This window comes from Zooshikella ganghwensis, from assembly GCF_018263875.1.
In the GTDB taxonomy this organism is placed as follows: domain Bacteria; phylum Pseudomonadota; class Gammaproteobacteria; order Pseudomonadales; family Zooshikellaceae; genus Zooshikella; species Zooshikella ganghwensis.
In genome coordinates this window covers 853,027-875,904 of sequence record NZ_JAEVHG010000001.1, presented here as the reverse complement: position 1 = coordinate 875,904, position 22,878 = coordinate 853,027, and the positions used below count along the sequence as shown (strand labels likewise).

Genomic DNA, 22,878 nt, shown 5'->3' with positions numbered 1-22,878 from the left:
TGCCGCTAAGGTTATTCTTCTATCCCCTCCTTACTAAGAGGTCGGTGTAATACAACAGGTACTCCTTGACGGCTTCGGCGTCGCATATTGAGCACCTCCACCCCAAAGGAAAAAGCCATAGCAAAGTAGATATATCCTTTAGGAATGTGAAAATCCAAACCTTCAGCAACCAGGGTCGTTCCAATCAAGACCAAAAAGCTTAATGCAAGCATTTTAATACTGGGATGGCGATCGACAAACTCACTGATTGATTTTGCTGCAACCATCATCACAATGACCGCAATCACAATGGCAATAATCATTACTTGAACATGTTGAGCCAAGCCTACAGCGGTAATGACTGAGTCAAATGAAAACACTATATCAATCAAAGCAATCTGGATCAGCACACTTAAAAAACTAACTTGCTGTTGCTTTTGCTGATGACTTTCTGGCCCTTCAAGTGAGTTATGGATCTCAAAGGTACTTTTTGCAATCAGAAACAGCCCCCCAGCCAGTAATATGAGGTCTCGCCCAGAGATTTCCTGTGACATCACCGTAAAAAGTGGTGCTGTCAGTTGCATAATCCAGGTTAAAGACAACAACAATCCAATTCGCATAACCATGGCAAGTGATAGGCCAATTAACCGCCCTTTTTGCCGTTCACTCTGTGGTAAGCGACCAACCAAAATGGATATAAAAATGATGTTATCTATACCCAGAACTATTTCGAGTGCTGTTAGCGTTGCTAAAGCGATCCACGCTTGAGGATCAAAAAGCCATTCCATATTAAACCTTACAGTGGTGACATTGATTAAAAGGACGTTCTCCAGTATAGAAGTGTCAGCCTATCAATATGATGTACGTCAAAATAACCGCTTAAAAACGTCAGAATTATAGAAGTAAATTGACAAGAATCCATCTTCACATGACATTTATGAGGTCTTTAACCGAATTTCATTTATGTGAAATCACGCCCTTCTTTTAAATCATTTGAGTCACCAGGATTTACAGAGTAGGTGCTTGCATTTTCGTTCAAGTGATGGCAATCTGTGACGGTAATAACAGTTAAATCAATAAGTTGGCTTAAAACTATAATACACAAGGGGCTTAAAGGCCCTTTTTCATTTTTACACATTCATACAAACCGTATTGAGTGTGTTTAAACTATTGTTTTGCATACCGAAAATAAGCAGTTGATTTGCAATTGCTTGGTAAAGGGTATAGTAGTAACGAATGATGGTTTTGATCACAACATCATGGCTAGTGAAACGTTTGATTGATAATAGTCAGAGCATTGAAACAAACTACCGTGCTAAAAGTTTCTTGCCATTGTTAAGCTTAAATAAGGCTTCAAGGCACCAGGCTACTGATCTAAAAACCATCTTTTATTGATAGTCATTGGTAAACTGCTTATTTGCTTTAAAGCTTATCTAGCAGATTATCAGAGGGTTTTGGTATGAATGAAATTCCCCATGATACACTCATGGCTATGAAAGCAGCTGCCAAACAAGCTGCAGCAAATGCATACTGTATCTATAGTGACTTTCCTGTAGGTGCAGCCCTTCTCACTAAAGCCGGACAAATAATTCCTGGCTGCAATGTTGAAAACATTTCTTTTGGCCTAACCAATTGTGCAGAGCGTACCGCCATCTTTTCAGCTGTTTCACAAGGACTAAAAAAAGAAGACCTTGCAGGTTTGCTGATCTACATGCCTGGCAATAAGCTTTACTCACCTTGTGGAGCCTGCCGCCAAGTCATGGCAGAGTTTTTATCTGAAAGTGCTCCTATCTATGCAGCATGCGATAAAGAAGAAACAACACTATGGCAAATGAGTGAGCTACTGCCTGCTAGCTTTAATTTCTAAATGCATTTCTTTAAACAGCACTGAGAAGAATATCTTTGTGATTTTCTTCTCAAGATTTAAGGTTGGGCTACCCATTTTTATAAGATGGCTATCGCTTTTATTGCCCTAAAAAATGTAAATTGATCCAGGTTAAGCAGAGATAAAAAAGCAAATAAAATTACTTCTATAGTTTTTTTCGATTTGTAATAATCGGTGCCAAATAATATTAAAGCAGTAAGAGGTTTATGCTCCATGGAAATTTTAATCAGTCTATTAGGGATCGTTACCCTGCTTGGGATAGCTTTCCTACTCTCAGATAACAAAAAAGCGATTAATCCACGCACTGTTGCTGGTGCATTCTTGCTCCAAGCAGGTTTAGGTGCTTTTGCACTTTATTTTGATGCAGGTCGTACTGCAATCGAAGCACTTGCCAGTGGCGTTAGTAAACTATTTAGCTATGCAGACGCAGGGATCGGCTTCTTATTTGGTAGCTTAATAAACCCTGGTGCTGGCGACTGGGGCTTTTTATTTGCTATCAAAGTCTTGCCAGTAATCATCTTCTTTTCCTCTTTAATCGCTGTTCTCTATCACCTAGGAATCATGCAGTTAGTGATTCGTGTTATTGGTGGTGGAATTCAGAAGTTGCTAGGCACCAGCCGCTCTGAATCTCTCTCAGCAACAGCCAACGTTTTTGTAGGCCAAACTGAAGCACCTTTGCTTGTTCGTCCTTTTATTTCACGAATGACCCAGTCTGAATTATTTGCCATTATGGTCGGTGGCCTTGCATCTGTTGCAGGCACTGTACTATTTGGCTATGTCAGCATGGGTGGTGATCTTAAATTCCTGTTGGCTGCCTGCTTTATGTCTGCTCCTGGTGGTCTGCTGATGGCTAAAATTATTAAGCCTGAAGTTGAAGAGCCACACCAAGATATTCAAAGTGCTATTGATGATGATCCAGACCAACCAGTGAATGTTATTGACGCTGCTGCTGTTGGTGCATCCAATGGTCTTAAGCTGTGTGTTAACGTAGGTGCAATGCTGATTGCATTTATTAGTTTAATCGCAGTTCTTAATGGAATTACGGGTGGAGTAGGTGAAATCTTCGGTCTGCCTGATTTAACTATTGAGAAAATTTTAGGCTGGGTTTTCTACCCCATTGCTTTCATCATTGGTACACCTGCCGCAGATATTACGCAAGTTGCCTCGCTAATCGGTCAGAAAATCATTGCTAATGAGTTTGTTGCCTTTATGTCTTATGGCGAACTTATTAAAGCAGGTGGGCTGACAGAGCAAGGACAGGTAATTGCCAACTTTGCGCTGTGTGGTTTTGCCAACCTATCCTCTATTGCCATCTTACTAGGAGGCCTTGGTGCCATGGCACCTAACCGCCGTCCTGATATTGCACGCTTAGGGTTAAAAGCCGTTGCTGCAGGTACTTTATCGAACTTGATGAGTGCGACCTTGGCAGGCTTATTCTTTATGCTTTAAGCATTATTGCCCAATCCAGCAACACCTACCTTTGGTAGGTGTTGCCATTTTGAAAGCCTGATTTTTTTGTAATCATGCCAATAGCACGATTTCTCTTCGAGATTTTTTTCTTTTGCTATTGTTTACATTAAGGCTTTTTTCGCATTAAAAACTATCTGTTATAAATAGTGTTTTTTTAACCTCTTTTTTTCCTGGCATTTCGCCTTAAAAGTTTTTGAATGAGTGAGACTTATGGAAAATATTAAAGATGCTGCACTACGTGCTCTTCAACTCATGGACTTGACGACACTTAACGATGATGACACTCAAGAAAAAATCATCTCTCTGTGTCAGTCAGCCAAAACGCCTGTCGGTAACACAGCGGCTATTTGTATTTATCCTCGTTTTATTCCTGTTGCAGCCAAAACATTAAAATCACTAAATGCAGACGCAATTAAAATAGCAACTGTTACCAACTTCCCTGCGGGTGGTGATGATGTTGAAATCGCTGTAAAAGAAACAGCTGCCGCTGTTGCTTATGGAGCTGATGAAGTTGATGTTGTTTTCCCGTATAAAGCATTAATTGCAGGCAATGAGCAAATAGGTCATGACTTGGTTGCTGCCTGTAAAAAAGCATGTGGCTCAAACGTATTACTAAAAGTCATTATTGAAAGTGGTGAATTAAAAGACCCTGCTCTTATTAAAAAAGCCAGTGAAATTTCTATCAGTGCTGGAGCTGACTTCATAAAAACATCTACAGGAAAAGTGCCTGTCAATGCCACCCTTGAAGCTGCTGAACTGATGCTCACAGCCATTAAAGAATCTGGTAAAAACTGTGGTTTTAAAGCTGCAGGCGGTGTTAAAGACGCAGCCCAAGCTGCCGAGTACATTGCACTTGCAGAGCAAATTATGGGTAACGACTGGGTAACACCAGAACACTTCCGTTTTGGTGCCAGTAGCTTGCTTGCAAGTTTACTTCACACATTAGGTCACGGTAAGCAACCCACAGAATCAAAAGGTTATTAATTATGTTTTTACCTCAAGAAATTATTCGTCGTAAGCGTGATGGCAATGTACTCAGCAAAGCTGAAATTGAATTTTTTGTTAGTGGCATCACCAATGGTAACGTATCAGAGGGCCAAATCTCAGCCCTGGCGATGGCTATCTTTTTTAATGGGATGACCATGGATGAGCGTGTTGCGCTCACCTTGGCAATGCGCAACTCTGGTACCGTCCTGAGCTGGGATGACTTAAATCTACCAGGACCTATTATTGATAAACATTCCACTGGCGGTGTCGGTGATGTTGTCAGCCTGATGCTTGGCCCAATGCTTGCCGCTTGTGGTGGCTTTGTACCAATGATCTCTGGACGCGGTTTAGGTCATACCGGTGGTACGCTAGATAAATTCGACAGCATCCCAGGCTACCAAACTTGCCCAGACAATGCTCTGTTCAGAAAAACCGTTAAAGATGTTGGTGTTGCCATTATTGGTCAAACCGCCGACCTCGCTCCAGCGGATAAGCGGTTTTACTCCATCCGCGATGTTACAGGCACTGTAGAATCTATTCATTTGATTACCGCTTCGATCCTATCTAAAAAATTAGCAGCAGGCTTAGAGGCATTAATCATGGATGTTAAAGTAGGCTCTGGTGCTTTCATGCCAACCTATGGAGACTCCAAAGCACTGGCTGAAAGCATTGTTGCAGTTGCTAATGGTGCTGGTACTGCTACATCAGCCCTTCTCACTGATATGAATGAATGCTTAGCAAGCTCTGCAGGAAATGCTGTTGAAGTACGTGAGGCCGTAAAATATTTAACTGGCGAATATCGTAATCCTCGTCTTCATGAAGTTACCATTGAGCAGTGCGCTGAGCTTTTAGTCCTCTCAAAATTAGCGACTAACCTGGATGATGCACGGAGCAAGCTAAATACTTGCCTGGATAATGGTCAAGCCGCTGAAATTTTCGGCAAAATGGTGACAAGCTTAGGTGGACCCACAGACTTTGTGGAAAACTATGATAATTACCTTGAAAAAGCCGAGGTTGTTAAACCAATTTACGCCCCAACATCAGGTTACGTCTCTGCTATGGACACCCGAGCACTAGGCTTAGCGGTTGTTAAACTTGGTGGTGGACGGCAAAGACCCACTGACACTATTGACTATGCTGTTGGACTGACAGATATTTGTCAATTAGGCAATCAAGTCGATACGCAAACACCTCTACTTACGGTGCATGCACGCAACGAAGCTCAGTTTGCTGAAGTTCAGGAGCAAATTATTAACGCAATCACCATCAGTGATCAGCGCCCAGCAGCAAACCCTTGTGTGTATGAACGTATTACGAAGGAGGATGTGAGCAAGCAGTAGGAGATGCACGCATGAAACGAGCCATTATTCTGGTTCTTGATTCTTTTGGTATTGGAGCAACAGAAGACGCTGACAAATTTGGCGATACTGGTGCTAATACCTTGGGTCACATTGCAGCAGCCTGTGCCAATGGCCAGGCTGAAATTGAGGGCCGCACAGGCCCTCTTAAGTTACCCAATTTGTCACAGCTGGGTTTAATGCATGCCGCGCAAGAAAGTGCAGGCGCATTCCCGCAAGCTGTAGAAACCCAAGTTAATATTACGGGCGCCTACGGTTATGCGAAAGAACTTAGCAGTGGTAAAGACACGCCAAGTGGTCACTGGGAAATTGCAGGTGTTCCAGTACTCTATGATTGGGGTTACTTTGAACCAAAGGAAAATAGCTTCCCTCAAGAGCTGTTAGATGAGTTTATTACTGAAGCCAAAGTGCCTGGCATTTTAGGTAACTGCCATGCATCAGGTACCGAAATTATCAAGCGTTTAGGTGAAGAGCACCGTCAATCAGGCAAGCCTATTGTTTATACTTCTGCTGATAGCGTATTCCAAATTGCTTGTCATGAGGATAGCTTTGGCCTGGAACGCCTCTATGAGCTTTGTCTCATAGCACGTAAACTCTGTGATAAATACAATATTGGTCGTATTATTGCCCGTCCTTTTATTGGTGAGTCACCCGAGGAGTTTCAACGCACTGGCAACCGTCGTGATTATGCTGTTCCACCTCCCTCTGCAACTGTGCTTGATAAACTTGTTGCCAAAGGTGGAGACGTTATTAGTGTAGGTAAAATTGCGGATATTTTTGCACACCAGGGCATTACCCGCAAAGTCAAAGCTACAGGTCTAGAAGCTTTATTTGATGCAACGTTAACAGAAATGAATCAAGCATCAGACCAAAGCCTTATTTTCACAAACTTTGTTGACTTTGACTCATCATACGGCCACCGTCGTGATACTGCAGGTTATGCTAAAGCACTTGAGTATTTTGACCAGCGCTTACCTGAGCTGCTAGCTATTATGCAAGATGATGATGTCCTCATTATCACTGCAGACCACGGCTGTGATCCTACTTGGCCAGGTTCAGACCATACACGCGAGCACATTCCTGTTCTGGTCTATGGCAAAAAAGTTCAGCCGGGTTCATTAGGTGGTCGAGAAACATTTGCCGACATTGGTCAAAGCCTTGCGTCTTATTTTTCATTAGAGTCCATGGAATACGGAACATCTTTTCTTAATTAATTGAGGTAAAGTAGTTATGCCAACACCACACATTAATGCTAAAGACGGTGCTTTTGCTGATACAGTTTTAATGCCGGGTGATCCTCTTCGCGCTAAATTTATTGCTGAAAATTTCTTAGAAAATGCTGAACTCGTTACTGATGTACGTAATATGTTCGGCTATACCGGCACATACAAAGGCCGTCGTATTTCAGTAATGGGATCAGGCATGGGCATCCCATCTATTTCAATTTACGCAAAAGAATTAATTACTGAATATAATGTTAAAAACATTATTCGTGTCGGAAGCTGTGGCGCTATCCATTCAGATATCAATTTGCAAGATGTCATTATTGGCATGGGTGCAAGTACAGACTCAAGTGTAAATCGCATTCGCTTCAAAAACTATGATTTTGCTGCACTGGCTGACTTTGGCTTACTACAAAATGCTTATGTCACTGCAAAAGCAAAAAATTTACCTGTGCGAGTAGGTAATATTTTCTCCGCCGATTTATTTTATACTCCTGATCCAACATCTTTTGATGCTATGGAAAAATACAATGTATTGGGTGTTGAAATGGAGGCCGCAGGATTATATGGTGTTGCTGCAGAGTATGGTGCTAATGCCCTTGCTATTCTTACTGTAAGCGACCATATTCGCCGCGGTGAAGCGTTGTCTGCTGAAGACCGCCAAACTACATTTAAAAATATGATCGAGCTTGCATTAGACTCTGTTATTGCTGGCGACCAAGCATAAATCGCTTAGTTAAAATAAAAAAACCCCATTTATGGGGTTTTTTTATTTCCTATTTTTTCAACATATTAATACGTTAAGCTACCGCTTTTTTTGAGTCAGTCGTCTGCTGGGTATTTACTGTAATAACAGTACTAAGACGTTCAGGCCGCACAAAAAAGCGTGCTAGGGCTGGCAATAACCAGAGCGCACCAAACATATTCCATAAGAACATAAATGTAAGCAAAATACCCATATCAGCTTGAAACTTAATAGGCGACCAAATCCAGGTTCCCACCCCAATCGCTAATGTTACACCAGTAAAGCTTACCGCCTTACCTGTCGTACGAAGCGTTGCATAGTAAGCTTCTTGTAAGTTTTTGCCCTGCCTTAAAAAGCTTTCTAAACGGCTATAAATGTAGATACCATAGTCAACACCAATGCCAACACCTAATGCAATGACAGGTAATGTGGCAACCTTAACACCTATCCCTAACCAGGCCATTAAAGCTTGGCATAATACAGAGGTAAGTGCCAAAGGGATAATAATACAAACAACTGCACGCAAGGAACGAAAGGTAAGCAAGCATAAAATACTCACAACACCATATACCCAAAGCAGCATTTTATCTTGTGCAGACTCAATAACCTGATTGGTTGCTGCCTCAATTCCGCCATTACCCGCCGCTAGTTTAAACTGTAATTCAGATGAATTATATTCTGTTGCAAATGCTTCGGTCGCCTTTACAACCCGATCTAATGTCTCAGCTTTATGGTCATCTAAAAACACCAGTACGGGAGCCAAGCTACAATCCGTATTAAACAACTGACTGGCCTGAGCAATCGAAGCATTTAGTACATAAGGATTTCTCGCCAAAGTCTGCCATTTGGGATTACCTTCATTTGTACCCTTAATATACAGCTTAGAAACTGTCACTAAAGAAACAGCAGACTGGACGCCAGGCACATTTTCCATACGCCACATATACTGATCAATAGCAGACATGGTTGCATAAGACGAACACTGTTCTTTTGGCGTTTCAACCATTGTCACAAGCACATCAGCACTCGTAGAATAATTACGCGTGATGAACGCATTATCCAGATTATAACGAGAGTCAGGGTGCAACTCTGGTGCGCCAGGGTCTAAATCACCAATTTTTAGGTCTTTGCTCCAATAAAGCCCTAAACTAAATCCCACAATAGCTAAAACGATTGAAATAGGTGCAACAACAGGGTGTGAAAAATAAGATAATAACTCCCAGCTGCGTGTTTTTCGCTCTCTATTTTTCTGTACTTTACGAATCGCTCGCTGACTGACCCCCACATAAGACAACAGTATTGGCAATAAAAATAAATTCGTAAAAATAATGACTGCGACCCCAATTCCTGCAGCAACCGCCAGATCGCGAATGACATCAATTTCTATAACCCAAAGCGTTAAAAAACCAATAGCATCAGAAACCAGAGCAAGCATACCAGGTATATAAAGTCCTCGGAACGTCCGCCTGGCCGCGGTCAAGCGATCAGCACCTAATGATGACTCAATACCCATGCTATTGACCATCTGTACACCATGACTGATACCAATAGCAAAAACTAAAAAGGGGACTAATACTGAGTAAGGATCAAGTCCATAACCAAAGCAAGACAGTAAACCTAGCTGCCAAACAACCGCAATCACAGAACAAATTAAAGGAATAATCGCACTTTTCAAACACCCAGAATAAATCAATAACAATATTAATGTTATGCCAATAGCAATTGCAAAAAAGTAGGCTATAGAACCAATACCTTCTATCAAGTCACCTACTTTTTTAGCGAAACCAATAATCTTTATATCAACCAAATCTGAGTTATAACGTTGGCGAATCTGCTGTTCTAAAGCTTTAGAAAGTGCTTCATAATCAAGCGCAGCACCTGTCTCTGGATTTTTATCAAATAGTGGAACCTCAATAATTGAGGACTTAAAATCATTGGCCACTAACCGGCCAATTTGACCCGACTTTAATATATTTTCCCTCAAAAGGCTTAAGCTGTCTTCAGTACCATCGTAACTTTGGGGAATAACAGGTCCCCCTTCAAACCCGTCTTCGGTAACCTCTATCCAACGTACATTTGGCGTCCATAACGATTTTAGTCCTGCCCGACTGACACCAGGCAAATAAAATACATCATCCGTAATTTTTTGTAATACAGCCATATAATCGGCTGAAAAAATATCACCTTGTTTGGCTTCAACAGAAATACGAATTGAATTTCCTAAATTTTCAAGGTCATCCTTATTATTCAACATATTTTGAATAAAAGGATGTTCAGTAGGAATCATTTTCATAAAGCTGGTTTCTGGTTTTACCTGAGTCATTTTGTAACCCAAAAAAACCGTCACCAAAGCAAACACAATTAAAACAAAGAGCCGGTTATTAAAAAATAAGCGCTCTAACACAACTTCAGAATCTTTATGATGTACAGGAGACATAGCAGGGTCCTCCAATGTCAGCCAGAATTATGGGCGTATTGCGAGATCATTTCCCTGGGGAATGGTTTTTACAATGCCCCCCTGCCCCACCAAAATATATTGACCATCAGCCGTTTCTGTAATACCCGACACAAGCTTTCTATCAGACTGCTTATGTAAACTAAACTGCTTACCATAATCATTACTGACTAACCAAACACCACCATTCCCAGCCATTGCCAGCCGGCCATCGGCAATATATTGACCGCCAAATAAGCTTTGTTCAGTATGAGTTTTTACCGTTGACCACTGCTTTAGAGAACCATCATAGCGAAATACATGTCCACGCAGGCCAAATGCAACAAAGCTCTGCGGCTCACCATTAGCAATAACACCGAATAATGACCCTTCATAAGGACTATCCAGGCGCTGCCATGTCATACCCTGATTAAATGAAAAATAAACGATTCCAGCCTCACCAACGATGACCATCTCCCGCTTATTCTTCAACCCTGTAATACTATTAAAATGGAACTCTTCTTCATTCTCAATATGAGCAGACCAGTCTTCCCAACTCTTTCCACCATTACTGGTGCGCACTATTTGTCCATAAGCACCGACTGCAAAACCTTCAAATTCACTACTAAACCATACATCAAGCAAAGGCGCCTCAGCAGCAGGATTTTTATATTGTTGCAGCCAAGTTTGACCTCCATCTGTCGTTGCTAAAATCAATGCATCATGCCCTACTGCCCAACCTTGTTTAGCTGATACAAAATGAACCGCTGTCAACAACTGTCGGGTAGGTACTTTAGCCTGTACCCAAACATCACCATCATCGTCCGAATAAAGAATATGCCCTCGGTCACCTACAGCAACCAATCGACCACTGGGTCCAGCGGTTGTCACATCAATTAATAGTTTTTGCTGGGCTAATACTGATGACTCTGCAAACTCAACAGGTGTACTCGTACTGTTTTCTTCTGCTCGTAGGGCAGTTATCATTAACGCAAACAGTAAACACACCGTTAGCCCTACACAAGGCACTTTAGACAGGCTATGATTGAGTGCACTCAAAGCAGAGCCTACCCGATCGGCTACTCGCATATGCCAACCCCTTCTCTCAGTCTTTTTTATAATTGTCTTGGCTGTATCTATGTGGTTACACCACAGTATATTGGTACATCGTTCCACGAATAATTTGGCGAATCTAAATTTAAACGACCGTTATAATATCGCTGTTAATCCTATATGGCTACTGAATAAAGGGAAGTAATTTAACGACAATGAAAAAAATTGGCCAATAGTAATGACGTCTTTACAGCAAAGCTGTCTAACAGTAAAGTAATATTACCAATATAAACGTTTTAATATGAGTGAAATAAATTTTTTATTGTATATATTAACAAAATAAACCCGCAGCGAAGGGTTTACCCTTAAGGAACTACATACAAGGACGAAGTCAATGATTCATCACCTCAAAATCACTCAAGATATTTTAACCTATGTCAGAGACATATCCCTTCGTGAAACCAATACGCTCAAAGCCCTCAGAAATGAAACACTAAAAATGCCTGAGTGCAATATGCAAATCCTGCCTGAACAAGGCCAATTCATGGCATTACTTGTACGCTTAATGCAAGCTAAAAAAGCCCTAGAAATTGGCGTATTTACAGGTTATAGCTCCTTATGTGTGGCACAGGCACTACCTGATAATGGAGAGCTTATCGCCTGTGATAACAATGCTGACTGGGTGAATATTGGCCGAAAGTATTGGCAGCAAGCAGGTGTAGAACACAAAATATCAACCATGATTGGCAGTGCCAAAGACAGCCTGCAACAACTCATTGATGAGAAGCTTGAAGGCTCATTTGATATTGCATTTATTGATGCTGATAAAGAAAACTACGACACGTACTATGAGTTTGCCCTTAAGCTCGTGAGAAAAGGTGGCCTAATTTTACTCGATAATATGCTGTGGTCTGGAGCAGTGGTAAATTCATCAATAACGGACACAGAAACTGAATCCTTACGGGCACTTAATAAAAATATATCAACTGATGAAAGGATAGACTTAAGCTTACTGCCATTTGCTGATGGGTTAACACTTGCGCTTAAACGTTAGCGCTTTTAACTCTGATAGTATTAACCTATTTATTTTTAATACTGATATTACTTTATCATGTAAGTAGCGAAGTCTTCTTCGCTACTCCCCATAAAAATACTACTACTCCAAAATATCAAGCGCTGTTATTTCATCAGACTCAGTTTGCTCAGCTTTTTTCTTAGCACGGTAAACCTCCAGACGCTCTTTATGTTCTTCCTCATAAGCTGCAAAATCCTGATCCAAGTCTTCAATCATATATTGTACTTCTGACATTCTCAGCTTAGAAAGACGCGCAAACACTTTAGCAGACTGCTCAGCTTCTTCAGGAGAAGCCATACCATTATTAATACGCCCTATCAGATCGTTATATTCAACAGCATGTTCTAGGTCTTCAATTTGTGTCTTTATTTGCTTACGATCAAGCTCACTAATTGGCTGATTAATGTCATAACCATAAATGATTAAAGATGAAACACTGGCCCCCTGTTGATCAGAATCTATGGTCTTATCAGCCACTGATACTTCATCACGTAGCTTTCCTGCATCATCATTTTTCATCTTATCAGCATCAGTAACAACAACCCTTTTTTGGTTATTATTTACTGCACTCGACATACTATTCAGGTATATACTAATAGCCAACAAGAGTATCACAAAAGCAACAACAATAGAGACTTTTTTATTCATATATAGTTTCAATTATTTTGTTTTTAAACATTGTAATCACTCATTCTAGCAGTGATTAGCTTAACTATGCATTTCTTTAACAGCAGCAAAAAAGATAAAACAATCTACGCTGTATTAAATAGTGAATAACTTTTATAATACGCCACTTATTGTACACAGAGCAAATACTACTTTGTAAACAGTATAGATCAGTTAAAACGTTTAATAAACAGACAAAAGATAGCTATTTCTGGGATGAACTATAGTGAAAAATAATATTCTTGCATCGAGTATTTTAATAGCAATATCAAGCTCAACATTTGCTACAAGCGGGCCTCTTTATAAAAATAACTGTCCGCAAACAATAAATCATCCTTTACTGGGTACCGGAGTTTACTTTGATGAGTTATGTAAGACAGCATATGTTACACCACCTATTTTTGGAGAATTTAGAGTAATCAATTTAACTGTTGGAGCAGAAAGTTATAGAAACTGTTCCATATTAAAAGAGAGCGCAAAGCTGAATGAGATTCGCTCTAGCATAATTTCACTACAACAAGAAAGAGTAAATGAATACAAACTTAATTTAAAAGAAAGCAACCTGAAAAATCTAGAGTCAGAAATAGATTTCCTAGAAAAAAAAGTGGAGGCAATAAAATCCAAAGAGGTAATCCTTGAAAAGGAAATATACTCAATAGAGCTTGAAATAAAACCTTTTCTTGAAGATTACAAAAAATGTAAGAAAAGCCCGTTAAATACTGAAGAAGACTGTAAACCCCACAAAGATATCGTCCAAGAGTTATATAGAAAAGTTGAAAAAATACAGAAATCCAAGCTTGACCCGCTCATTAATGAGCGTTTTGACCTTGAAGCAAAAATAGGATACTTAGAAATAGATATTAAATCAGAGGCCGACAAAGAACTACAATACCAAAAAGATCTAGAAACAATAGAAGGTATTAGCAATGATATAAATAGACTAGTTGAACAGGTGGATAACATTTACAAAGAGGTAAGAAGTTTGCCTGGTGGAGATGTCGCGGTTGAATACTATGTAGATTGGCACGATTTAATTAACAAATATCAGTTTTTAAATAATGGCTTAAATATTAATTGGCAACCAATACCCATTTCAAAAGCAACATTCAGCATTAACCTTCGCTCTGATGATTTAACAATAAATAAAGCGCCTTTAGTTTTAGCTACTTCATTAGCGGGTGTTAGCTTAAACCAGGGTTCAGTGATTAACCCACCTGAAGGTGAAACAATTGAGCCTTTAAAAAATAAACCTATCAGCTTAAATCCCGCATCCGTTGGTTTTAGCGACAGTATGAGTGCATCTATGACGCTTAGTGTACCGGCTGTTTGTTACATACTAAATGACGACCTAAGCACACCTGATGATATATCTAAAAATGTTATGAGCTATCTTAGTAGCCGCGTGGATTATAACTATCATCCTAAGGTACGAAGAAAATATACCGCCAAGTATAACTTAGAAGCTCTTTATAAGCGCATAGAAAAACTAAAAAGTAAAGGCGGTTTTTTTAGTTCAAAAGCAAAGCATGAAATAATAGAGGATAAAAATTCAAACGAAATATTTGATATCAAATATGATGCCGATGACAGCTACTTCAGCTGGACACCTGAAGAACAAGATAAACTTACTAAGGATATAAAGGCTACACTACTAAATCGTGTACTTAAACAGATATCTCTTTTTAACAATCTTGGAACTAATTTAACCTTACCTACAGCCCCAGAAACAGGTGTTGGTAAATTAGCTGCCTTGTTAAACAATGGCGATTGTGCGAATCCAGAAGTTAAAGCCAAAGCAGTGGAAGCGGTTGCAAACGAAAACAACCCATCTTCAGTCAGCAATAATGATGACTCAACTCCAGAGAACAATAAACCGGCTGAGACAGTAAAAGCATTTAACGATGCGTGTAAATTTACCTTTGATAAAAACCTGCTTGGATCTCTTATTAAAGATAAAGACAATGTATTAGCTTCTGTTGCATCGAATTTCTCTAGTGGAAACTTCCTGGCTATTCCAGGCAGCATTTTATCAAGCTTTAGCTCATCATCAACAAAAGTCTCCTTTTTCCAAAACAACAGTCATACTGTAGAAGAAACAGTAGATCAGATGTCATTTGTAGATAAAGCTACAACGGTTACATTCCGCCCTAAAGCCAAATAATATAATACTTCAACTTATAATAATAAAAAAACCTCCTCCTTACGCTAAGGGGGAGGTTGGTGGGGGACTAAAGCAGTGTTTAACGGTAACTTCTTCTACGAAGCGTACTGGGTTTGAAGTATTTATCGTCTGGAATTGGACGAGAGAAGTCTACGTAGTTGCGTTCTTCGTTTGCCATACCTTGTACATGGTAACGGCGGGCTTGTAGATCATGGAATACATCTAATCCAGTCCAGGTAGTAGGCAGATCGTAATTATTTAATAAGTACGCCATGCTAACCCGCCATAACTCTCCGCGTCCGTCGTATTGGTCAACCACGGCTGCGCCCCAGCTATCTTCATCCAGGTAAAGCGTACGCTTAGAGTAAATATGTCGCTCACCTTTTTTCAAGGTACCTTCTACAACCCAAACGCGGTGTAATTCATAGCGCGTATGTTCTGGATTGATATGCCCTTTTGCCAATACATTTTCATACTTAAGATCAGGGCTAATCACATTATAGTTGTTGTAAGGAATATAAACTTCTTTTTTCCCTAGCAATTTCCATTCATAACGATTTGGAGCACCGTTAAACATGTCTGTATCATCAGCGGTACGTAAACCATCTGCACCTGAAATGGGCGTATCATACGCAAGGTTAGGTGCCCGACGCACTCGCCGCTGACCAGCATTGTACTTCCAGGCTTGGCGTGGCTGTTTAACCTGGTCTAATGTTTCATGTACTAACACCGCTTCACCGGCTAAGCGCGCAGGACTTGTGGTGAATGAAAGATAATAAATAATGGTATTATCTAACGTGCTCTCACTGCCTTTTGGGTAGTAAAAATTAAAACCCGCCTCTTGTTGTGCAGTGATTAATGTATAGTCACCATTACGCTGTACTGCAACTTCAGATGCACGACGCACGACGTATTCACCACGGTAACGAACAATATGGTTCCATAAAGCTTCTAAACCTGTTTTAGGAATAGGAAACGGCACACTGGCATAAGCACCTTTAAAGCCATTCCCGCCATTGACTAATGTAGCCGTTGTTGCATTTTTAAGGGTGTTATCATACACATGCTGTGGTAACGAACCAGAGCGTCGCGTTTGGTAAACTGGCATTTTAAACGTTTTTGGGTAGGCCTCAAATAACGCAATCTGCCCGGCTGTTAATTTGCTTTTATATTTCGCCAGATTTTCAGCGGTAATATAAAACTGAGGTTTATCTCCCGGCCAAGGATTAGGATAATGTTGTCCACGACGTTTATACGACGCGGGAATATCTTTTTTGGTTATCCCCCCTGTCCAAGCGGGAATCGTGCCATCCGCATTTCCTGCTTTTTCAGCACCGATAGGCGTTAAGGTTGTGCCTAATTTTTTCGCTTCTTGTGGGCTAATGGCAGCCGTAGCCGTTTGAATTGCTAAAGTCAGAGCTGCCACTGCAGCACCGATATAAATTGTGTTCTTTTTCATAGCAGGCTCTCTATTAGTCTTTGTAAGATACTCATCTACTTTGTTATCTTCGCTCTTGACCACCAAGGATGCTGGCAATGCAGTTAATACAGGAGCAATTAACTGTCAGCTCAGTCACTTATTTTTTTTCACTTCATCACTTGATGCCGCGTAGATGAACACCTTACGTTGGCTAATGCTAATTTTTATATGTTTTTATTTAGAATGAGTACTTAACTGTAAATGCTATATTATCACGGTCATTCAATTTATTACGCCGCTCTGCACCAAAAAAGTTGGTATAACTGATACCTGCTTCTAAAGAATTCATATACGTTGCATTTAATGCCAAAGTTACTGCTTTACGGTCTTCCATAAAGTTACCTGTAACACGCGAGTTACCTTGCACATCTTGCTTAAAGCGTAAAATCGGGTTCAAGTTAACACCTGCAAATACATCATTCCACTGACCTGAAAATACGGTGGTATAACCCCAACTAAAGCGGTCTAAGCGTTCGTGTTCAGGTGTATAGTCCCCGGAAAACTTTCTTGAATCATATGGACTTGAACCTTTAGCTGCAAAGGCATCATAATTACCACCAATACCTGAAACCAACTCAAAGGAAGGCTCTAGTACTGCTATAAAGTTATCAAAGCCAAAGCGTGGACCAAAATTATGGATAAATACTAAAGAGCCTGTATATAACTCAACACGCTCATAGTTTTTATAGTCTTCACCAACACAACCAAAACTATCAGGTCTTCCCTGAGATAATCTTAGTGTCGTGCAAATTCCTGCTTCTGACCCTGCTGTTGCAACAGCGGGTATAATAATACCTAGATTTTGACTAATACCAGAAACTAAATCATCCGGATGGTCAATCCACATTGGCATATTAGGTCGATATGTCATCTCACCTGCAATTGAAGTGCTACCAACAGTGGTATTAAAGCTTAAACCAAACATTCTTATATCTTCAGGGTAAATTCTGTTTGCATAAACGCCATTTGACAATACATGGGCAATTGGAGCAGCAACAGCAGAGGTAAAGTCTGGATATGGGATACCAACAGTCTGATTTACAGCATTAAGGACACTCCCTGAACGAATACCTGCATCTGCGAAAGGTACTTGCGCATGGTAGTTAACAAAGTAAAAGCCAAACTCTGTCTCATTTAAATCTTCAGCGAAATATTTAAAGTTAATGCCCCACTGCCCACTGTCCCTTGCATTCTTTTTACCTCTAAGGTCTGCAACAACAAGGTAATCTCCATACGTATTAATCCCTAAACTACTAAAAAGACTTTTATATGGAGTTAGACTGGCTCCACTAAACTCAAGCTCATTATACCCAAACGTAGCACCATCAGCGAAAATATCATTATTACTAAAATAAGAACCTACGGGTGGCACAATACTCTCATCCCACTCCATCATGTAGTACGTTTCCATGGAGAGGTTTTCAGTAAGACCTAGGTTAAACGATAGCGCCATTTGTGGAATTAACACATCTTTAAGCTCTGAGCCTGGCAAAGCAAATTGCGCAGCATCAAGTGGGTTAATGGTATTTATACCATCACGGTAAAAAATACCTTCTCCCCAGTTCAGCACTTGCTTACCAAACCTGATATCTAAAGGCATATCACCAACGTGGAAGCTACCAAACACAAATGCATCCATAATTGAAGCGTCTTTTCCAATTAACTCTTCAACATCACTGTCAAATGCATCTGCTGCCCTATTGGTACCTGCCTGATCAAAGTAGCCAGGAAATCTTCGATTAAACCGGTCATTAGTATCAGACCAGTCTGTGTCTTTATCCATTATTTCGGTGTCATAGAATGCACGACCACGCACGAATGCACCATAGTTTTTATAATTCAATTTAAGTTCTGAATTTATTTTGTAGACGCTAGACACCATTCCCGTATCAAAATTACGGTTACCATCGTTGGTATTTACATCATCATGGGTTGGCTCGGTGTCGTTACCATAGGTATGTGTATCTCTACCTTCAACTCGCCACATCGCGCCATAGGATAAGGTAGTATCTAATGAACCGGTTACCTCTCCTTCCATTAAGTCAAATTCAAACGCCTGGACAGGCATAACGGCAAGTAAACTGGCTAAGGCAAATCCTGCTTTTGCGGGTGCAAATAACAGGCGTACAGGCAGGCTATTTGTGTTATTCATGGATCGCTCCGTAGCATGGACTTATAGGAAGGGTGGAAATCATTAAGCGTTTAAACTTGCTAACCACTTAATAAGCTCACCACGCAGGAGCGGTTTGGTTGTGATATATACACTATAACTATACTACTAACCTAAAAAATAGATAAGTACTTTTCTTTTGGTATATATCACTGCGAATAACGAGTTAATTACACCCTTGCTGTCGATATACTAATTTTGGGCGAATATACTCGTGTATCCAGTTAAAATCATAAGAGTAAAACGACAGATAATGTATATATGATTATATGAGTATTATTTATTCACATTTAGTAGAGTTTATATAATCGCATCCATATCTTATTGTCATTGTCCCCTAGTTTTCCAAATTGAACTACTACACACTTTAGTTAGTGTGCAACAAGTAAAGCTTTTTTGTATTAATAGCTCTTTTTGGTTATTACGCTCAGCTCCAACTTCCTAATTATTTTTGTTATCTCAGTACATTCATACTTAAATTTTTCAATGTTTACTGTGAACACATTGAATTAGCTTTTTATGATTTTCTATTTACCATCATATAAAGCCCTCAAAGTGAGCTATATACTATCTTCTTATTTTTTTTATTCAATGTTAATAGCTTCGCAATGAAATATGTAAAAAATTATTGAGTAATGCCTATTAACTTATCTCAGTCCATTGTTGTTTTATAAATTTGTTACATTATGAAACTTTTAAGCAATACAGTCTAGCAAAAACGAACGTTTAAACGATACCAACTGTTTAACTATTAAGCAAACCACATTCTTTTAACCCCTCTAGTCTGTAAACTTGTCCAAGGGACAAGTAATTGCTACACCTACATGATACAGCTAACGACTTATTAGTTTTTTATGTAGTAGATCACTTTTTAAATAAAATGAGCTATTGACTGTCTATAGTTCAGCAAGCGCAAATCATAATCGAGGGCACCTCAATATGCGAAAAGAAGTAACATAGGTGGACAGGTGAGGTATCACTTTTAGTAAAAAGTAACAGTTGCAGTGCTTAAGGAAGTAAAAAAGCAGGAATAAAAAAGATAGAAACACTGTCTTACATATAAACAAAAACGAATTGTTAGACAATTATTTTATCCACGAGGAACAAAAATAAATCCTTCGACTTTTGTGGCATATCTTAAACCCCACCCTGGCCCTCCCCTTACCAGGGAGGCTGCCGCAAAACTACTGCACTTGCAAATACAGCGTTAAAAATCGGCTCAAAGTACTCATTTATTAAGTATAAACTCCGCCTTTTCGCTGATTTTTGCCTTGTCTTTGCTTCGCTCATAACCTTTTGCGACACCCTCCAAGGGGAGGGAATAAAATACCGAAGCCGCTTTAAACTCTCATTCAGTCCCTCCCCCTTGTTGAAGGGGGAGGTTAGGAGGGGGTTAGTTACTGCAAGCTTTTAGAGACTATCTCATAGACGTCTTTCGAAAGGTCTTTTTCTTTCATAATACGCTGCAGTTGTTCTTTCATTAGCGCACCACGGGTTTCATCATATCGCTTCCAACGGGTGATAGGCGTTAATAAGCGAGAGGCCATTTGCGGATTTAGACGGTTAAGTACTAACACCTGATCAGCCAGGAAAGCATAACCAGCCCCATCATCTCGATGGAAATGTACTTTATTTCGGTTAGCGAATACTCCAATCAATGCCCTGACTTTATTTGGGTTTTTCATATCAAACGCTTCATGCTGCATTAATTGGTGTATTTTTTCGAGATCCGTATACTCACCCCCTGCTTGCACAGATAGCCATTGCTCTATCATTTGCACATCGTGCTGCCATTGCTGATAAAAGCTAGCGAGTGCTTGTTCCGCATAGTCGCGGGCTTTAACAGACACCGCATTTTCTAAAATACTCAAGGCAGAAAAGCGATCCGTCATGTTGTTTGCCTGCTGGTATTGCTGCCAAGACAGCTCTATGCCTTGCTCATCAGCCAGTGTCAGATAGCTCAAGCAAATATTTTTAAGGCTACGCTCAGCAATATCATCTGCCGTGGGCTGATAGGCTTTTTCAATATTATTGGCTGCGTAGCAGGCTTTAAACTGCTTGTGTAGTTTCACCGCCAACGTACGGCGCACAAAATCACGTGCCACGTGTATGCTAAGTGGATAAATAACATCACACTCTTCTGCAATGTATTCTTCACTTGGCAAAGCAAGCATTTTGGCTAGCATCGCTTTATCCAGCGAAGCGCTGGTCAATAATGACTTATAAGCGGTAACTAAACGCTCATCCAATGTTAGTGTCATTCCTGCCCGCTGGTGCTCAACAAGCTCTTTAATAATATCAACTGCCAGTTTTTGACCTGCATCCCAACGGTTAAAGCCATCATTATCGTGGCTCATTAAAAACATGAGTTGATCACGAGTATAAGGGTGCTCAACTTTTATCGGGGCTGAAAAGTCTCTTGCCAATGACGGTAACGGCTGCTCGTTGATATTGTTGAAGGTAAACGTTTGCTCAGCCTCTTTAATATCTAAAACAAGTGTCGTATTACCATGTTCATCAAGCGGCATATCATTACCCAATGAGTCAATCAACCCAACAGCAAATGGGATATGAAAAGGTGCTTTTTCTACTTGTCCTGGTGTGGGAGGACATTTTTGCTTCACGGTTAATGTATAGCGTTTATTAGCCGCATCATAATTATCCGACACCTGTACTACAGGTGTTCCAGACTGGGTGTACCAACGGCGAAACTGTGTTAAATCAACATTATTCGCCTCTTCCATGGCCTTAACAAAATCTTCTGTGGTTACTGCCTGCCCATCATGTCGCGAAAAATATAAATCACTACCTTTTCTAAAACCTTCTTTACCCACAATGTTATGAATCATGCGCACGACCTCAGCGCCTTTTTCATAGACAGTTAGGGTATAAAAGTTAGAAATTTCAATATACGACGCAGGACGCACAGGGTGAGAAGTAGGGCCAGCATCTTCAGGGAATTGCATGGTGCGTAAAAAGTTTGCATCTTCAATACGCTTCACTGGTCGTGAATTCATATCCGCCGAAAACTCTGCATCCCGAAAAACGGTAAAGCCTTCTTTCAGACTTAACTGGAACCAGTCTCGACAGGTTACACGGTTACCACTCCAGTTATGAAAATATTCATGGGCAACAATCGCTTCAATGCGCTGATAAGTTCCATCCGTTGCTGTTTCAGGTTTGGCTAACACACACGACGAGTTAAATATATTTAAGCCTTTATTTTCCATGGCTCCCATATTGAAGTGATCCACAGCCACGATCATAAAAATGTCCAGATCATATTCACGACCATAGACATCTTCATCCCACTTCATTGATCGTTTGAGTGATAACAACGCATGAGCACATTTATCAACATTGGCCGCTTCAGTAAATAATTTAAGCGCAACCTTACGACCCGACTGGGTAATAAACTCATCATCAACACAAGCCAAATCCCCAGCAACCAACGCAAATAAATAACAGGGTTTTTTAAAGGGATCTTCCCACTTAACTTTTCGCAAACCATCAGCTAAATATTCATCGGCAACCAAGTTACCATTCGAAAGCATCACAGGGTATTTTTTGGGATCAGCAATAATTGTCGTAGAAAACTTAGCCATGACATCAGGACGATCAAGGTAATACGTGATCTTACGAAACCCTTCTGCCTCACACTGCGTACAAAACATATCATTCGAACGGTATAACCCTTCAAGTGATGTATTTTCTTGTGGCTTTATGCGGGTATTAATAGTCACCACAAATTGTTCTTTGCTCACAGGCAAACTTAAGTTTTCTGTTGTCACTGTGTACTGGTTACTGTCGATTGATTGATTATCAATGCTTACCGACAGAAGTTGCATATCAGTGCCATCTAACACCAGGTTAGGTAAATGTTCATGTTGTTTACTTTTATTTAAGCGTACCTGCAAAACGGCAGTCACATCTGTGTGATCTTCACCTAAATGAAAAGTTAAGTCTGTTTGGTCTATCCAGTAATCTGGTTCCTGGTAATCTTTTAAATAAATTGTCCGAGGCTGGGCGTCTTTCATGCTGTTTTCTCTTAGAATATTCGTTATAGTTTTACCCTTCGCGAATCAATTTTAGGGTTTGTTGTCAGCGCTCTTCACCACAGTCACTTATTAATATAAGCTCCTGTGGCTTCATCACTTGACGGCCGCCCCTAAAAATCCTTCGCTTTGGGTAA

The 22,878-nt window shown here is 40.2% G+C and carries 16 protein-coding genes; 8 read left to right on the top strand and 8 right to left on the bottom strand.

The genetic code is table 11. The features are described 5' to 3' along the window. Positions 1-11: 11 nt before the first annotated feature. Positions 12-767, bottom strand: a complete 756-nt coding sequence (locus tag KHS79_RS03825; RefSeq protein WP_027708491.1) for a TerC family protein — start codon at positions 765-767, stop codon at positions 12-14. Positions 768-940: 173 nt separating this feature from the next. Further along, on the bottom strand, positions 941-1,117 hold the full coding sequence (locus tag KHS79_RS03820) for a hypothetical protein (RefSeq protein WP_157365469.1): 177 nt from the start codon (positions 1,115-1,117) through the stop codon (positions 941-943). Between the two features lie 321 nt (positions 1,118-1,438). Here KHS79_RS03820 and cdd point away from each other — a divergent pair, with 321 nt between their 5' ends. The 6 genes from cdd to deoD all read left to right on the top strand — a co-directional run bounded on the left by cdd (position 1,439) and on the right by deoD (position 7,629). Then, complete coding sequence (cdd, locus tag KHS79_RS03815; RefSeq protein WP_233468171.1) at positions 1,439-1,846, top strand: cytidine deaminase; 408 nt, start codon at positions 1,439-1,441, stop codon at positions 1,844-1,846. Positions 1,847-2,077: 231 nt separating this feature from the next. Continuing rightward, positions 2,078-3,313, top strand: a complete 1,236-nt coding sequence (locus tag KHS79_RS03810; RefSeq protein ID WP_094787906.1) for a NupC/NupG family nucleoside CNT transporter — start codon at positions 2,078-2,080, stop codon at positions 3,311-3,313. A gap of 231 nt (positions 3,314-3,544) precedes the next feature. Continuing rightward, the gene (gene deoC / locus KHS79_RS03805; RefSeq protein ID WP_212716743.1) at positions 3,545-4,318 is read left to right on the top strand and encodes a deoxyribose-phosphate aldolase; all 774 of its coding nucleotides are present in this window, start codon (positions 3,545-3,547) and stop codon (positions 4,316-4,318) included. Positions 4,319-4,320: 2 nt separating this feature from the next. Further along, the gene (gene deoA / locus KHS79_RS03800) at positions 4,321-5,661 is read left to right on the top strand and encodes a thymidine phosphorylase (protein WP_212716740.1); all 1,341 of its coding nucleotides are present in this window, start codon (positions 4,321-4,323) and stop codon (positions 5,659-5,661) included. Positions 5,662-5,672: 11 nt separating this feature from the next. After that, entirely contained in the window at positions 5,673-6,893 is a 1,221-nt protein-coding gene (locus tag KHS79_RS03795) for a phosphopentomutase (protein ID WP_212716739.1), read from the top strand. Positions 6,894-6,909: 16 nt separating this feature from the next. Next, on the top strand, positions 6,910-7,629 hold the full coding sequence (gene deoD, locus KHS79_RS03790; protein ID WP_027708497.1) for a purine-nucleoside phosphorylase: 720 nt from the start codon (positions 6,910-6,912) through the stop codon (positions 7,627-7,629). A 73-nt stretch (positions 7,630-7,702) separates the two neighbouring features. Here deoD and KHS79_RS03785 read toward each other — a convergent pair whose 3' ends face one another. Next, positions 7,703-10,084 (bottom strand): efflux RND transporter permease subunit, encoded by a 2,382-nt coding sequence (locus KHS79_RS03785; protein WP_212716737.1) that lies wholly within the window; start codon positions 10,082-10,084, stop codon positions 7,703-7,705. Between the two features lie 27 nt (positions 10,085-10,111). Continuing rightward, positions 10,112-11,170 carry a WD40/YVTN/BNR-like repeat-containing protein gene (locus KHS79_RS03780; RefSeq protein ID WP_212716735.1) on the bottom strand — a complete coding sequence of 353 codons (1,059 nt, stop codon included), beginning with the start codon at positions 11,168-11,170 and terminating at the stop codon, positions 10,112-10,114. A gap of 358 nt (positions 11,171-11,528) precedes the next feature. Between KHS79_RS03780 and KHS79_RS03775 the strand changes: the two genes are divergently transcribed. Continuing rightward, the gene (locus KHS79_RS03775; RefSeq protein WP_212716733.1) at positions 11,529-12,188 is read left to right on the top strand and encodes an O-methyltransferase; all 660 of its coding nucleotides are present in this window, start codon (positions 11,529-11,531) and stop codon (positions 12,186-12,188) included. Positions 12,189-12,290: 102 nt separating this feature from the next. Here the strand turns inward: KHS79_RS03775 and KHS79_RS03770 are convergent, their stop codons facing one another. Next, the gene (locus KHS79_RS03770) at positions 12,291-12,857 is read right to left on the bottom strand and encodes a hypothetical protein (protein ID WP_212716731.1); all 567 of its coding nucleotides are present in this window, start codon (positions 12,855-12,857) and stop codon (positions 12,291-12,293) included. A gap of 244 nt (positions 12,858-13,101) precedes the next feature. Here KHS79_RS03770 and KHS79_RS03765 point away from each other — a divergent pair, with 244 nt between their 5' ends. Continuing rightward, complete coding sequence (locus KHS79_RS03765) at positions 13,102-15,036, top strand: hypothetical protein (RefSeq protein WP_212716729.1); 1,935 nt, start codon at positions 13,102-13,104, stop codon at positions 15,034-15,036. A 79-nt stretch (positions 15,037-15,115) separates the two neighbouring features. Here KHS79_RS03765 and KHS79_RS03760 read toward each other — a convergent pair whose 3' ends face one another. The 3 genes from KHS79_RS03760 to pepN form a co-directional block, all read right to left on the bottom strand. After that, positions 15,116-16,495 (bottom strand): DUF1329 domain-containing protein, encoded by a 1,380-nt coding sequence (locus KHS79_RS03760; RefSeq protein WP_212716727.1) that lies wholly within the window; start codon positions 16,493-16,495, stop codon positions 15,116-15,118. A gap of 199 nt (positions 16,496-16,694) precedes the next feature. Beyond that, positions 16,695-18,668 (bottom strand): DUF1302 domain-containing protein, encoded by a 1,974-nt coding sequence (locus KHS79_RS03755; RefSeq protein ID WP_212716725.1) that lies wholly within the window; start codon positions 18,666-18,668, stop codon positions 16,695-16,697. Between the two features lie 1,415 nt (positions 18,669-20,083). After that, the gene (pepN, locus tag KHS79_RS03750) at positions 20,084-22,723 is read right to left on the bottom strand and encodes an aminopeptidase N (RefSeq protein WP_212716723.1); all 2,640 of its coding nucleotides are present in this window, start codon (positions 22,721-22,723) and stop codon (positions 20,084-20,086) included. Positions 22,724-22,878 lie beyond the last annotated feature (155 nt).

Excerpts from the sequence above, each read along its gene's own strand:
- KHS79_RS03755 (WP_212716725.1), bottom strand. The coding sequence starts at position 18,668 with ATGAATAACACAAATAGCCTGCCTGTACGCCTGTTATTTGCACCCGCA.
- KHS79_RS03760 (WP_212716727.1), bottom strand. The coding sequence starts at position 16,495 with ATGAAAAAGAACACAATTTATATCGGTGCTGCAGTGGCAGCTCTGACT.
- deoD (WP_027708497.1), top strand. The coding sequence starts at position 6,910 with ATGCCAACACCACACATTAATGCTAAAGACGGTGCTTTTGCTGATACA.
- KHS79_RS03770 (WP_212716731.1), bottom strand. The coding sequence starts at position 12,857 with ATGAATAAAAAAGTCTCTATTGTTGTTGCTTTTGTGATACTCTTGTTG.
- KHS79_RS03780 (WP_212716735.1), bottom strand. The coding sequence starts at position 11,170 with ATGCGAGTAGCCGATCGGGTAGGCTCTGCTTTGAGTGCACTCAATCAT.
- KHS79_RS03795 (WP_212716739.1), top strand. The coding sequence starts at position 5,673 with ATGAAACGAGCCATTATTCTGGTTCTTGATTCTTTTGGTATTGGAGCA.
- pepN (WP_212716723.1), bottom strand. The coding sequence starts at position 22,723 with ATGAAAGACGCCCAGCCTCGGACAATTTATTTAAAAGATTACCAGGAA.
- deoC (WP_212716743.1), top strand. The coding sequence starts at position 3,545 with ATGGAAAATATTAAAGATGCTGCACTACGTGCTCTTCAACTCATGGAC.
- cdd (WP_233468171.1), top strand. The coding sequence starts at position 1,439 with ATGAATGAAATTCCCCATGATACACTCATGGCTATGAAAGCAGCTGCC.
- KHS79_RS03785 (WP_212716737.1), bottom strand. The coding sequence starts at position 10,084 with ATGTCTCCTGTACATCATAAAGATTCTGAAGTTGTGTTAGAGCGCTTA.
- deoA (WP_212716740.1), top strand. The coding sequence starts at position 4,321 with ATGTTTTTACCTCAAGAAATTATTCGTCGTAAGCGTGATGGCAATGTA.
- KHS79_RS03775 (WP_212716733.1), top strand. The coding sequence starts at position 11,529 with ATGATTCATCACCTCAAAATCACTCAAGATATTTTAACCTATGTCAGA.
- KHS79_RS03810 (WP_094787906.1), top strand. The coding sequence starts at position 2,078 with ATGGAAATTTTAATCAGTCTATTAGGGATCGTTACCCTGCTTGGGATA.
- KHS79_RS03820 (WP_157365469.1), bottom strand. The coding sequence starts at position 1,117 with ATGTGTAAAAATGAAAAAGGGCCTTTAAGCCCCTTGTGTATTATAGTT.
- KHS79_RS03825 (WP_027708491.1), bottom strand. The coding sequence starts at position 767 with ATGGAATGGCTTTTTGATCCTCAAGCGTGGATCGCTTTAGCAACGCTA.